Consider the following 14,502-nt stretch of genomic DNA (forward strand, 5'->3'; position numbering starts at 1 on the left):
CCCAAAAAACAACGAGAGGAGGTTAGGAGTGAATGCCTAGCGTCAAGGTAAGAGACAATGAAAATTTCGAAAAAGCATTTCGACGATTTACCAAGGCATGCGAGAAGGCTGGATTGATGTCCGAGATAAAAAAGCATCAGCATTTTGAGAAGCCGAGCGAGCGTCGCAAGCGCAAAATGAACGCTGCAAAGCGCAAGATGCGCAAGATGCAAATGATGGAAAATTATTAAACAAAACTGCTCTGCCCGTCTCTCTGTTGCTAGAATCAATTCTCAGGGTAAGGCGATAAAAAAATGGGAGGTCGATAAATGTCGTTACTAGAACAACTGACCGAGGATATGAAACAGGCCTTGAAAGCTCAGGACAAGTTGAAGTTAAGCACGGTCAGAATGCTTATTTCACAATTAAAGAATGAGCGTATTGATTCTGGAGCGGAGCTGACGGGAGACCAGGAACTGCAGGTACTGATGAATGCTGCGAAAAAGCGGAAAGAGGCCATCGACGCTTATCAGAAGGCTAACCGGTCAGATCTTGCTGAAAAAGAACAACAGGAATTAGCCATTATTCAGCAGTACCTGCCAGCACAATTATCCGATGAGCAGATTGCTGCCAAGATTGATGAGATCATCGCTGCGGTGGGCGCAACGAGCCTGAAAGACTTGGGAAAAGTGATGGCAGAAGCGATGAAGGCATTAAAAGGTAAAGCGGATGGCAAAAAGGTGCAACAGTTAGTAAGAGAAAAATTGGCTTAGCCTTGGAACGAAATCAACTCTGAAAAAGTGAATAGGGCTGAAGCATGCTTTATTCGCTTTTTTTGTTTATCGACAATCACCTTATTGCTGATCTGTCCCCAAAAAGTTGATTGGCAATCGAAGGCCGATTCCGGCGGCTGAGAACTCATTAAAAATTTTCAGCAGCTTGCCATTTGTGCCGAGCTAATCAATGATGAATGTGTTTAGATTGTTTCTATTTTAGATTCATGAGCCAGACCGATTGACGTAATCGTAAGTAACGATCGAATTAAAAGCATTCCAAAAGATGGGGAATCTGATCGATTTTAAAGGCATTATTGTTCGCGACAGAGCAGATTTTAATTAAGCGTGGATAGTTAGTATGATACAAGCTGCCGTTGCTATTGTTGACATAGCAATCATTATCGTTTTATCCTATTTTATCTATCGTGGCTATAAAGCTGGTTTCGTCGCTGAATTTACTCAAATATTTGCGACATTAATCGGTTTGATCTTGGCATTTCGCTATATGTCAGATCTGACCATTCCGATCTATGGAGCAACTAGCATTTCGCCGACGTTCATCATGGTGCTAAGTTTTATCTTAATTTTTACAACAGTGGTTCTTGGCTTAAATTATCTATTGCAGAAATTCTTAAAAGCTGTCAAGTTTTCAATTACCCTGGGGAATATGGATCGCCTGGCAGGAATTGCTTTTGGGCTGGTGAAAGGATCGATATTTATCGGTTTAATCTGTGCATTGGTTTCCCTTATCTCATTTTCGAATCCAATTAACCGAGAGATTCAACAATCGATGCTGTTCAAGCCGATGAAAAATGTGCTACCGCTGGCATATAGCACGGCCAAAATAATTTTCCGTACCACATATAAACCATTATTTCGGGAGATCGAAGAAAGTCTTTCGGGACAGCCCATTGAGCGACGCGGCCAGGCTCAAGATTTAATCGATTTTTATCGTTCAAGATAGTACGGTTAATCATTTTGAATAGCAATACTTTTTCAACATTAGAATTCGATCGAATTCTTGACCATCTCTCCCAGCTTGCTATCACGCCTGCTGGGCGAGAGCAAATCCTTCAATTGCATCCGCTATCGGACCTGAGCACAATTAATCGGCTATTGAGCGAAGTCACTGAACTTCGCGACATATTGGATTTTGATGATCCATTGCCCCTGTCCGATCTGCAAGATATTCGTTCCTGCCTTCGGAAAGCCCAGATCATCGGAAATTTTCTAACCCCTGAGGAGCTAATCCGTGTATTGAGCACCTGTCAGGTAGCGAGAAAAATTAATGACTATTTTCGGGAACGTAAAGAGAAATACCCGCACCTTTCCATCATTGTCAATCAGATCATTTCCTTCCCTTCGCTCGAAAAGGCCATTGCGCGTTGTATTGACCCATCGACGATGGAAATTCTGGACAGCGCCAGTCCGCAACTGAATCGGCTGCGACGCGCCATCGAAACTCAAGAACAGCGCATTCGCAAAAGGCTCGAAAGCCTTGTTGGGGAACTCTCCCGAAACGGCTATCTCCAAGAAAACTTGATCGCCGTCCGCGATGGTTCGTTGGTTCTAATGGTAAAAAGCGAGCATCGCGGCCGCGTGAAAGGATTAATTCATGACCAATCGGCCACTGGATCAACATTGTTCATCGAACCTTTTGAAACGTTGGAGCTGAATAACCAGGTGCGCGCCCTAAAATTAGAGGAACGTCGGGAGATCGAGCGCATCCTGACCAGCCTTACCGATTTGATCCGTGAGCAGCTTCAGCCTTTGCAACAAACCATGGCCGGTCTGGCTCAATTAGATTTCATCTATGCCAAGGCCCGTTTTTCGCAGCAGATTGGAGGTACGCAACCAGGGATCAACGATCACAACAAACTGGAATTGGTGAAAGCGAAACATCCATTACTGGTGCTCCGCTTTGACACAGGTCGGCCCGTGGTACCGCTCGACCTGACCATGGGCGATCAGTTTCGCACATTGGTGATCAGCGGTCCGAATGCCGGTGGAAAAACCGTGGCATTAAAAACGATCGGCCTTTTGTGCCTAATGACTGCCTGCGGATTGCATATTCCAGCCGACCCCAGCTCCAACATTCCGATCGTCGCATCAATTTTTGCGGCGATTGGGGATAAGCAATCCATCGATAATGATCTATCCACCTTCTCCTCGCACATTGCTGACCTTCGAGAGATTCTGGAACACGTGACCCAATCCAGCCTGGTGTTGATCGATGAGATCGGAGCAGGTACTGATCCAGATGAAGGAGCCGCTCTGGCGATCGCACTTCTGGAAAAATTGACGGCAATCGGCTGCCTCACTGTTGTTTCCACACATCAGAGCGCGTTGAAAATTTTTGCGCACGAAACGCCCGGTGTGGAAAATGGATCAATGGAATTTAATCGGGATACATTGGAGCCCACTTATCATTTTCGCCTCGGAATCCCTGGGTCAAGCTATGCTTACGAAATCGCAACAAGGTGGGGTTTGCCCAGCCAGATCACCGATCGCGCCAGAGAGTTGATCGGCTCAAAAAAAAATCATTTCGAAAAACTGCTTGAAGACCTCGAGAACCGGCTGCAACGCAATCGTTCCATTTCCAACGAATTATCCATCAAACAGAGCGAATTGGACGGATTGCTTCAGCTTTATCGAAAGAAATATGATGAATTGATCCATCATGAGCGGGAATTGAAACGTAAGGCGATCGATGAAGCCAGGCAGATTGTTCAGGAGGCCAATCGTGCCGTTGAACAGGCAATTCGGCAAATCAAAGAACAACAAGCCAGCCGAACTGCCATTCAAAACGCTCACCAGCTCATCAAACAACAGCAAGAGAGGCTGCAACAAGTGGAACAACAGGTGGCTTTTTCCAGCGAATCAGAAACTTCACAGGATGCTCAACCATCGATGGATCAAATCGTTGTTGGACAAGCAGTCCTCTGGATCCCTTATCAATCAATTGGCACAATAATTGGTGAACCGGATAGTGCGGGCAAGGTCTTAATTCAAACTGGAGATGTGAAGATCAAGGTTCCTGTCTCTGAGCTACGGGTAACTCAACTTCGTCCAGAAGCATCAGCTCAGGGAAAAATCAATCTGAATTTTAAGCCAGCAGCTTCGGACGAGATCGATGTCCGCGGCCTCCGCGTTGATGATGCTTTGATCGCGGTGGATAAGTTCTTGGATGAAGCGATCTTGTCTGGTTTGGAAAAAATTTATATTATCCATGGCAAGGGCACCGGAGCCTTACGCCAAGCTATTCACGAATTTCTCGATAAAAATCTTCGCGTTAAAAGCAAGGGGTTCCCAAAATGGAGCCTTGGCGATATGGGAATGACCGTTGTGGAATTAAAGTAAACTTTAATTCAAAAAGCTGCTTTCGAGAGCTCATAAGAAAATTGGAACGAAAATCGATAGAACGCTTATAAATATCGCTTACAATGTTAAAATGAACGACCATATTGATCATTGCAATAGCTGGTCGATCATAATTTCTGGTGGCATTGGTGATTTGAATTTCGTTTTGTTAACAGCAGGATTATGAGACGCTGTGATGATTTGATGCAGATGATCTTTTAGATAATTATTAAAAGCTGAGATCTAACATTTTAGGTTGGGGAATATGGATGATAATGGGGCTCAAATAAGCCGGGCATGCCGTTTCGTGGGAGATCGAAACGAGCTCATCAAACGGTTAGAACGAGAAGGAAAATTAATCTCACCACAATACTATTGTCTCGCAAAAGGGGGATATTGCGCTGATACGGATGTCTGTGTCGCGTTAGTAGCACGCGCCCATCTGCCCACGCGCTACGGCGAATTTGACATCGCAATTTTTGAAAATAACCGTGATCAAGAAGAACATCTGGCAATTACAAGAGGCAATTTGGAAAATGCGGAGGCTGTCCCAGTCAGGGTGCATTCGCAATGCCAGACCGGTGACATTTTTGGCTCATTGCGCTGTGATTGTCGTGATCAATTAGAACATGCATTAAAAACCTTCGCCCAATTGGATAAGGCGGCATTGCTTTATCTGAAGCAAGAAGGCCGGGGAATTGGATTGGCCAACAAGATCCGAGCGTACCATCTTCAGGAACAAGGATTGGATACGGTGGAAGCGAACATCGCCCTTGGTTTTAAGGATGATATGAGGACCTATGAGATTGCTGCAGCGATGATCCGTTTGTTGAAAATCAAATCGATTGTGCTATACACAAACAATCCTGACAAGCTTAAGGGGCTTACGGAAAACGGCGTGGATATCGTTCGCCGCGAGCGAATTGTCATGCCTCCAACACCCTACAATATCGATTATCTCGCCACAAAGAAGAAAAAGGCTGGGCATCTATTAGATTAATGGGCTGCTCGAATTGTAGCGCGCTGATTTCAGAAATTTTCTGATTCTGCCGAATTACCAAATTGTCGCTGCCGAGGGTATCTTCTGCTGATAATTTGAGATTCCTAATCTGTTTTTGAACAGTAGACATAGGGCCAAAGAAGAATCAGCAAAGAAAATGATTGACAAATAACCTTTTTTTGCTTACATTTGTCCAGCTTATTTCTATTAACTTCAAGAACTAATCTCCTCTAAAAAACACAGCCAGTTAACAGTTTAGACTTGACGGAAACTTTCATTCGAACTGGATTGTGCTTATGTTTTGCGCTAACTTCTGACCAATCGTCTACTGCGACGAGCGAGTGAGGTCGAATTTATCGGTCTATTGAGAATGAAGGTATGGAACTTAAGAGGGGTGGTGTGCAGATGAACCATGTGGTGATCAATGAAGTGGATTCGGGAAAAGAAGGAGCCGATAATTCGAATAACGACTCCCAAATTTCCAATGGATCAGCGCCGTTCACTGAGAGATTTGAAGCGTTGAAGATCGACCAAAATATACCGACCGAACAATCGAGCCAACTCGAACCAGCGATGAAAGCTGAACTGGCCAATTTCCGACAAATTATTCAGCATTTTGAGCTTCAACTTGAGCAAATCCATCAGCAAATTCAAAGCATCGAGCGCTCCTCTCCAGTGGAAATCGCCAATCTTGAGCAATTGAGCCAAAAGATCGCAGAGCAGGATCTTCAAATTGTGCAGTTGCAGAACCAATGGAATTCATTGGCAGCGCAACGCGCCATCTCCCCAGAGAAATTAAGAGAAGAATTGATTACTGGCATTCGAATGTTGGGTGAGCGGGTCTCAAAAGCGATTGCCGAAATGAATAATCGGATGGATCAGTTCACAAAGGAAATTCGCGAAAAACTCGATCAGAGATCCCCCGAGCCGAATCAGGCAACCTCAGATCTACCTGAAGAAGGAAACGATGAGTTCGCAGCCCTCAAAGAATCCAAATTACTCGATGTGAATGATTTTGAAATTGTGCCCCGCGAGGCAATTCAGCGCTTGACTGAATTGTTTAAAAAGCAATCCGTCGCCGTGAAAAACCACATCGGAAAACATGAAGAGCGCATCCGAGAGTTCGAAAAAATTCTAAAAGTCTTTGATGAAGAAAATACCCGGCTACTGGATCTACTGAACCGTCGCATCAAACGCAATCTGATGATATGCCTTGCACTTGTGCTGATGATTGTCTTCTGGTTGGTATTGAGAGGTTCATTCTAGAAGAAAATGCTTAAATTGACTGATGAATAAATCACCAAGAATAGCTAAATCGGTTTTGAAAGCTGATTACCTCGTCTCAAGCTTGGCTATTTTTTAAGCAGATTCTGCTCATAGAAAACATTTTGAGAAGATAAAGCAAAGCTCCTGATAGCTCAATTCCCAATTCTCAATCAGAATCAAGCTATCATATCGAATTTTCTTTTCAAAACAAATCCATCACCATGGCGAATAAATTATCAAGTTATTCTGCATAATTAAGGGATAATGTCATTGCACTCAAAACTGAAAGCTCTCAGAACCGAAAAGTGATGAGCCAATTCTGAGAGCTTTCGAGTCATCAAAGGATTTGCTAAGCGATTCTGGGGGCTGCAAAAATCATTTCATCAAAATCATTTTCTTCACTTCTCTGAAAGACTGCTGTCTTCTCGATTTCACCTCGAGCTGATAGAAATAAATTCCTGACGCCACCACTTGCCCTGCTTCATCTCGACCATCCCAGCAAACGCTATGGTAACCCGCGGCATCAGCTCCCTTGACCAGATGGCGCACCAATCGACCTTGCAGGTCATAAACAGTCAAGCTGACGTCAGCCGATTGCGGCAGATGATATTCGATGGTGGTGGATGGATTGAATGGGTTCGGATAGCATTGCATCAGCGTAAACCCATCGGGTACGGCCTTTGGCGCTTTGGTCACAACTCGAGTGACGCACTTTAGATTGGTTGTGTCCACTTTGAAGGGGATCTCGTTTCCAACGGGATCGTTAGCGAAAATATTGCTGAACCAGAGTTTGGTTTGGCTCGTGTCGATCACGGCTTTGGGAGACATATAGGCACGGATTCTGGTGACCAGCCCACTATCGGCAGTGACCCCCGATTGACCGAACTTTCTCGAAATGGCGACGCTGAGCTTGGCCGTGTCCTTTCGGGTCGTATCCACCAGCGAGAATGCGATGATATCATTCCCCAAAAGACTGTTGGGCTCCAGCTTTACCGAATCCAGCGACAAAAAATCTCGTGGAGAATAAAGCAGTTCATAGGAGAGGCCAAACAGGTCGGTCACATGTTTCACCCAAACATCGATGTAGAAATGCTGCCCGGGATTGTTGCTGCCGTTAAATCTCAATTGGATGACTGCACTGTCCAGCAGACTCAGTTCCGATTGATCATGGCCTTGGGTTTTCATCATGACAGGATCGGGCATTGGACCCAATTCAGCATCTCCATTGGTCATATTGCCTTCGGCTGAGGAAAAGCTGGACGAGCCACCATCATTGGCATTGTTGGCCAGCAGCATTGTATGCGTCTTGCCCCAATTGAGCCCGATGACCAGTACATCGGCCTGATTGACGATCCCATCGCCATTGGCATCGGCATAAGTCGCATTTTTATCGGGCGTCCAGGGAGTGGCGTTATGGGCCATCCACATAATCTCTTGGCCCGCAGGATGGCAGGTCCGCTTCGGCCCAGTTTTGCCCCAATGCAAGCCGATCGGCAGCACATCCGCCTGGTTCACGATATTCAGAGGATCCATCGGATCATTGGTATCCCCTGGCCAGACAGTGATGCCGCTGGTGATGATAACAGTCGCTGCACCGGGTGTAAGATCAATCATCCCACCCGCAGGATCATTTGCCGCAACATTGGTGATTGAATAGACGATGGCGGTATTGTTCGGCGTCAAGGCATCGGCTTTGAATTTGATCTTCGCCACCGTGCCCGAGCCATTGACGCCACCAGTCCCGGCCTTTCGGGTGATCGCCAAATTCACTTTGCCACCCGTCTCATCGACATTAAAGAAGAAGACCACGTCGTTGCCCAGAAAATCCCCTGGCAGCACGTTGCTGGCATAGGGCGTCACCACATCGATAAAGGCGGTGTTGCTGAAATCCAGATCGAAGCTTACGCCGAACAAATTGGCAACCGGGTTGTTGCTATTCCCCACATCTACATTTACCCAGAATTCGCCACCGGCGGATTGTGGACTGGCAGCAACAGGATAAATGGGGACGCCTGCGGCTGGTTTGCTGATCAAAACGGTCACATTTTGATTCCCACCATTGGAACTAACCAGCAATGTCCCAGTATCGCTATTGCCAGTCAGTTGATTGCGATCGACTGTCACTGTCACTGTGGCATTTCCGCTGCCTGAATTGGGCGTGATTGAGGTGATCCAGGGCTTATCGGGATTTTCCGCCACGGTCCAGGTCAATGTGCCCCCGCCGCCATTGGTGATCTGGAACGTTTTCGTGTTTTCTGTCGTGCCGAAATCCAGCGTAGTCGGCGACACGATCAAAATCGGATTTTGCGAGGGGGGAATCGCAGCCCAAAACCCAGAGACCTCTTTGAAATTGGGACTGGTCGCCAATGACAGCGGCGAGGGCTGTCCTATAGCGTCTCGCAGTTTGTACTGGACTGACTGCGATGATGTGCCACCCTGGTCAAGCACCGATTTTTTGATCTTGAAATTTTGACTGGATTGGGCCGATGCTATCTCCCATGGCAGAAATAGCCAGGGGATCAACAGCAGGATGCCCAGCCAGGTTCTATATTTCATCATCTAAGTTCTCCTTATCTTGATTCGATTGTTAGATATCACCAAAACTTAGCTTCAACATCAAAGTATTTTTTCTGATGGTTCGATGTGAGCGAATGATAAATTGCTGATTGAACCATTATTTTTTCTTTTCCAATTCATCAATTCGCTTGGTCAGTTGTTCAATAGTCATCTGCTGCTCTTTCATTCCCTGAATCAGGATGGCTACGAGTCGAGCATAATCCACGGATTGAGCATCGACGCCGTTCTCTTCATAGGTTACCACCTCAGGAATCACCTGCCCCACTTCTTCGGCGATCAGGCCAAGATCGTGCTTACCGCTGTCTTTCCAATCGAATAAAACGCCAGTGAGACGTTTAACCTTATCGAGTGCTCCCTGGATGGGCTGAATATTGGTTTTCCAGCGTCGGGAGCTATAAACATCCCAGCCATCGGCGATGGCACGACCAGCGCCCTGTTTGATTTGAAAAATGCGGTTTGGCGTCGCAAGACCAACCCCCACGTAGCCGCCATCGGGCACAAAATAAACTTTATCGATTGTCGGACTGGTTTCGTCGAAAAATCCAGCGAGGATCTTTTTGTCCGACGCTGAAATTGAGATCAATTTCGCCTCGACATTGGGTCGCAAATCCAGACCAGCGGCACTGCCAGTACCCCTTTGGTGAAATGCAAATGGCCGCTCGCAGTTGAGCATGAGAATAGTAGCATCATCGCCTTTGGCGGTAATTTGGGCGCCACCATCAACGTCCAATCTATAACCAGGATTGGTTACTCCAATACCAACATTGCCATGGAACAGCACGTCTTTATTGGTCTTTAAATTCATCGACTGGAACCAGTTGCTTCCATCATAGAAAGAAAATAACAGTTGATTTTGTTCTGGCGACCAAGCGCTTCCTCTCTTACTCATGATCCAGTAGGATTTTGAATTTGTTTCTCGAAATTGGATCTCGGGACAGTTGGGTACTGACGCAGAAGTACCTTCGAAAATTGCATATTCTGAAACAAGATGAAATTTCGCCGTCGGATTTATCGTACCAATACCCACTTTGCCATCACGGGTAATATTGAAAACATCAGATCCACCAGCCGTCCACAAACTCAGCCGTCCGCCAGGATTATTTTTAAGCTCCACTCGATTATTGAGTCCTTCATTTGTTGAAAGTCTCAGATATGCTAAATTGCTGGATGACTCAAATAATCCCACCGCATCCTGGGCAACTACATGCAACTTATGCGTAGGAATTGTTGTACCAATTCCCACATTGCCATTTTCGGGGACAAAATAGACTTTATCGGGATTTGTGCCAGCGTCATCATAGAAGCCGCCAAGGATCTTCTTATCAGAAGCCGAGATGGAGATCAATTTCGCATCGACATTGGGTCGCAAGTCCAACCCAGCCGCACTGCCAATACCGCGTTGATGAAATGCGAATGGCCGCTCGCAATTCAGCATGAGGATCGTCGCATCATCGCCTTTTGAAGTAATTTGGGCGCTACCATCCACCTCCAATTTGAAAGTAGGATTCGTTACACCAATCCCAACATTTCCAGATACAGCCGAATACATGTTATTACCCGAGATGGTCCAATCGTTATCGGGCATTGGGCTAATGGGCTTCCATACGCCCACACCGCTGGCATCAGACGTGAGTACATAATTGTTTGTTGCCCCAGTCGGCAGCTTAAAACCAGTCATTTGCACGGTGCCAGCAACATCCAATTTTTGCGTTGGAGAAGTGGTGCCAATGCCTACATTGCCATTATTAGAAATCCGCATTCGTTCCTTCCAACTAGTGTCCCATGTATCGATCGCCAGGGCATAATTTTTCGTAAAGCGAAAAGCTGCGGATTTTGAAGCAGTAGTGTTGTTAAATCCGATTAATCCGACTCCTGGATTATCGTTGCCTTCTGAAACATGTTGCAGCACCCAACCATCCGCCTTATCCAATCGAAGTTCTCCGTTTGCGACATGCAATTTGGCCAGGGGATTCGTCGTGCTCACACCGATATTTCCATTGCTTTCATAAACCACTGAGTTGCCAATTGTAGTAGCCCCTGTGAATTTGGGCAGATAATTAGCCGTCCCACTTCCACCAATACCACCCCCCGTTCCAGTTGCTGCAATGGTAATTTTATTATTTGCATCGTCTGGGGTAATGGTGATATTGCTGCCCGCCACCAGATCGATATTGCCCCCATCATTGGAAACACCACTCAAGCTACTGACGATATTCGGTGCAATCTTCGCCACCGTAACCGCATTGTCCTGAATCATGGGCGTGGTAATGGCATTGGCCTGCCCCGCTTCGACAAACGCTGAGGCATCTTTGCCATCCACTTTGTCGGCATTATAAGCCCGAAACGTATAGCCAACACTCACCAGCCGTTTGCGTGGTGTCATCTCGGGGTCGCTCCCAACTTTAAGGGATAAAAACTTGTCATTGCCATCGAAAACCGTATACGGAATTGGCGTCACAGAGCCTAGCAATACATCGAATAGGCCCGCATTGACGGTAACGGTTTGGGTTTCGGTCCATAACACATTGCCTGCTGTCGCTGCATCGTAGATTTTGAACTCAATTGTAAAGCTGCCATTCAGTGCCGTGTCGCCAGCATCGGTCAGCATGCCCTGATAATTGATCACCTGGGGCACCTGGGCCAGCCCAATCGAACAAAAGAGAAACATGATCAGCATGACAGCCATTGAAAATCGAGATTTTGGTAACATAGCTAACTCCTTTTGATTGGTTCATTAGTGTGGTTGATTAATGCATTAAAAAAAACGAATCTCAGTTTGAAATTAATCCATCTCATCAAAAAATTTTTTCAAAAAAAATCCCCAACTGTTTGCTATGAGATAAAAGCCTGACGGCTTAACTCCCAAATAACAAAAATCCCCAACCTGGAATTAAGGCGTTAGCCTTTTAGTTTGCGATGAGAGATAAAAGCTTGACGGCTTAACTCCCGAATCAAAAAAAAATCCCCAACCCTGTAGGACCAATTAGCAATTGGTCCCACAAGATTGGGGGGATTTTTGGAATGATTGGTGTCAATCACCAAAAGCACGAATGGAATCAATGCCGATTATGTTTTTCCCACCAAAAGTTACACCCGTGAGAATAGCTTCTTCATCGCCGCATTCAATATGCGTATCGCCAAAACGAAAATGAAAAACCAGGTCGATGTCGCCATCACCATCGACATCTTCTTCATGACGTTTTGGTTCACAGGTCTTTTTATCTACATGCATTTCCATTGCTTCGATGCCAGTTTTTCCAAATCGTACGGTTTTATGATCAACATTTGTGGCATCAAAAGCTTCAGTGGTGATGATTGCCACAGGGATAACACCATTGTTATTTTGGCAATTGATAGAATTGGGATAGCTACCAGGTTTGATATCAATTTCGACATGAATGAACTTGCATTTGCCAGCGCTGCCCGCATTATATAGTGCTTTAATTTCTTCAGAGGAAAGTATGCGGTTGAATACTTCAACTTCATCGATGATCCCATTGAAAAATAACCCATCTTTCCTCCTGCCAATCCGCAGCGGCTCATCATTGGTATACTGCATGATGCTATATGGTAAAATGGCGGAGTCAACCAAATTTCCATTGACATAAAATTTCACCATTCTTGAAGTTGCATCAGCAGTAACTGCAACAAAATACCATTCACCGATGACCAAATCAGGCATATTGGCCGTATGACCTGTAGTTCGATTGTACGGAGCAAACTGTGATTTAAATGATAGCTTAGCATAATGGATACCAAATTCAAAGTTGCCAGCATGATTTGCATCTGCCCAACCTGATGGTTGCTTACAAACTATTGTTTGTTCGCTGATAATACGAGTTAATTTAATCCAGGCATCGATAGTTATGGTGGATGTAATATCTAACGAAGCATTATCTGGTGCTGTAACACAATCGTCGTTGCCATCAAAATTAAGCGCCTTGGCAACTTTACCAGCTACATGAGTTGCACCGAATATCGATCCATGATTACCACCTATAATATCTTCAGCCATAGAACCATCGTTCTCATCGAATGGCCACCAATTCACCAAATCCGAAGGCGGTTCAACACACTCAAGACAAGACGTTTTGTTTAGATTGTTGGCTCTTTCAGATGCAATTTTTTCTGGAGAGGTGGGATTGTCTTTCCATTCACAACCAGAAGCAAGCATCAACACCAAAAGGAAAGCCACGTACTGATTAATGAATAGCTTTTTCATAACTTTTACTCCTTCATTTTATTTTCAATTTTTATAGGATTATTGAAAATATGAGCACAAAAATTGCTCAGCAAAGGCTGGCAAATTCTTCATTGAAATAAACGGATTTCATTTAAAAATTAATCCATGAAATTATGCCAATACTCAAAAAAAAATCCCCAACCCTGCAGGACAAATTGGCAATTTGTCCCACAAGATTGGGGTGAAATATTATTGCGGGAATTAAGGCGTTAGCCTTTTATCGATTTCGTGATGAAATAAAAGCCTGACGGCTCAACTCCCCGTCTTATCCTCAGCAGCACGAACTTTTACTTCGGTCAAGCGGTAGCCCGAAACAGTGGCAATATACTCTCCTTTGGCTAAATTTTCAAAAACGATCTCTCCTTTTTCATCGGTCTGAGCCCTTAGCGTAAATTCCTCAAAGATCGAAGTCAGCTCCAGGGTCACGTTTTTCAGGCCAGTAGCCAAGTGCAGGTCGCCGCCAGGGTGCTCGATCACTTTCAGCTCGTCGGCACCATTGCCTCGGAAGACCGCAGCAGGCTGAATAGGACGGAAACTGAGGATGAAGTCAGCGATCATGCCTTCGAGGGCGGTTGTGATTTTTTCGGTTGCTTTTTTGACGGTCGCTTTCGGAGATGCCTGTTTAGTGGCGCTAAAAACAGTCGCTTCAATTTTTTCCAGCGATGTTGTTGGCACTTCAACCTCGGCAGTAGCTACCGCTTCCCAGGCTGGCAGCTCAGTTGCCAGGTGATAGAGCTGCTGGCAGCGATCACAACCATTCAAATGTTCTTTTATGGCTTGCGCTTGTTGTTCGGTTAGTTCGCCATCCAGAAAAGCGGGAAGACGGCGCTGAATCGTTTGGCATTCGCTCAAATTATGGCTGGCTATCTGGCGCATCTGCTGTTGCAGGGCGGCCAATTGGCGGCGACAGGTATCGCAGTCTTCGAGATGTCGTTCAATGCGATCCCGTTGCTCTAGCGCCAGGCCAATGTTATTAACATAAAGCACTAAATCTACCCGCTTCAGATGTCTTGTCATCATTTCTCCATTCAAAATTATTAGTCTATAATAAAAGCATTCAGAAAAATTTGACCACGGAATTGGAACAACCATGGAACTTGATATTTAGTTTTTTTCTGTGGTCTGAAAAAGCTCTCCCACAGAATTATTGTCCCACAGAAATGAATTTAACCACGGAATTGGAACAACCACGGAAATTGGCATTTGTTTGTTTCTGTGGTCGTTCCATTTCTGTGGTCTGAAAAAGCTCTTCCACAGAATTGGTATCCCACAGAAATGAATTTGACCACGGAATTGGAACA

The 14,502-nt window shown here is 45.4% G+C and carries 10 protein-coding genes; 6 read left to right on the top strand and 4 right to left on the bottom strand.

Features of this window, described 5'->3' with window-relative positions; genetic code table 11:
* Window positions 1-32: 32 nt before the first annotated feature.
* The 6 genes from rpsU to ONB37_15420 all read left to right on the top strand — a co-directional run bounded on the left by rpsU (window position 33) and on the right by ONB37_15420 (window position 6,381).
* A complete protein-coding gene (rpsU, locus tag ONB37_15395; protein ID MDZ7401540.1) occupies window positions 33-230 on the top strand; it encodes a 30S ribosomal protein S21 in 198 nt (65 codons plus the stop codon).
* Between the two features lie 78 nt (window positions 231-308).
* Window positions 309-752 (top strand): GatB/YqeY domain-containing protein, encoded by a 444-nt coding sequence (locus tag ONB37_15400; GenBank protein MDZ7401541.1) that lies wholly within the window; start codon window positions 309-311, stop codon window positions 750-752.
* A 361-nt stretch (window positions 753-1,113) separates the two neighbouring features.
* Window positions 1,114-1,719: a CvpA family protein gene (locus tag ONB37_15405; protein ID MDZ7401542.1), complete on the top strand. Its 606-nt coding sequence runs from the start codon at window positions 1,114-1,116 to the stop codon at window positions 1,717-1,719.
* 14 nt (window positions 1,720-1,733) lie between these two features.
* Window positions 1,734-4,115: an endonuclease MutS2 gene (locus ONB37_15410; GenBank protein MDZ7401543.1), complete on the top strand. Its 2,382-nt coding sequence runs from the start codon at window positions 1,734-1,736 to the stop codon at window positions 4,113-4,115.
* Window positions 4,116-4,380: 265 nt separating this feature from the next.
* The gene (gene ribA, locus ONB37_15415) at window positions 4,381-5,115 is read left to right on the top strand and encodes a GTP cyclohydrolase II (protein ID MDZ7401544.1); all 735 of its coding nucleotides are present in this window, start codon (window positions 4,381-4,383) and stop codon (window positions 5,113-5,115) included.
* A 378-nt stretch (window positions 5,116-5,493) separates the two neighbouring features.
* Window positions 5,494-6,381 carry a hypothetical protein gene (locus ONB37_15420; protein ID MDZ7401545.1) on the top strand — a complete coding sequence of 296 codons (888 nt, stop codon included), beginning with the start codon at window positions 5,494-5,496 and terminating at the stop codon, window positions 6,379-6,381.
* A 375-nt stretch (window positions 6,382-6,756) separates the two neighbouring features.
* Here ONB37_15420 and ONB37_15425 read toward each other — a convergent pair whose 3' ends face one another.
* The 4 genes from ONB37_15425 to ONB37_15440 form a co-directional block, all read right to left on the bottom strand.
* Window positions 6,757-8,940 carry a T9SS type A sorting domain-containing protein gene (locus ONB37_15425; GenBank protein MDZ7401546.1) on the bottom strand — a complete coding sequence of 728 codons (2,184 nt, stop codon included), beginning with the start codon at window positions 8,938-8,940 and terminating at the stop codon, window positions 6,757-6,759.
* Window positions 8,941-9,055: 115 nt separating this feature from the next.
* On the bottom strand, window positions 9,056-11,668 hold the full coding sequence (locus ONB37_15430; protein ID MDZ7401547.1) for a tail fiber domain-containing protein: 2,613 nt from the start codon (window positions 11,666-11,668) through the stop codon (window positions 9,056-9,058).
* Between the two features lie 321 nt (window positions 11,669-11,989).
* A complete protein-coding gene (locus ONB37_15435) occupies window positions 11,990-13,180 on the bottom strand; it encodes a LamG domain-containing protein (GenBank protein MDZ7401548.1) in 1,191 nt (396 codons plus the stop codon).
* A gap of 273 nt (window positions 13,181-13,453) precedes the next feature.
* Window positions 13,454-14,221: a zf-HC2 domain-containing protein gene (locus ONB37_15440; protein ID MDZ7401549.1), complete on the bottom strand. Its 768-nt coding sequence runs from the start codon at window positions 14,219-14,221 to the stop codon at window positions 13,454-13,456.
* Window positions 14,222-14,502 lie beyond the last annotated feature (281 nt).

It is taken from the genome of candidate division KSB1 bacterium (genome assembly GCA_034506395.1).
Taxonomy (GTDB): domain Bacteria; phylum Zhuqueibacterota; class Zhuqueibacteria; order Thermofontimicrobiales; family Thermofontimicrobiaceae; genus Thermofontimicrobium.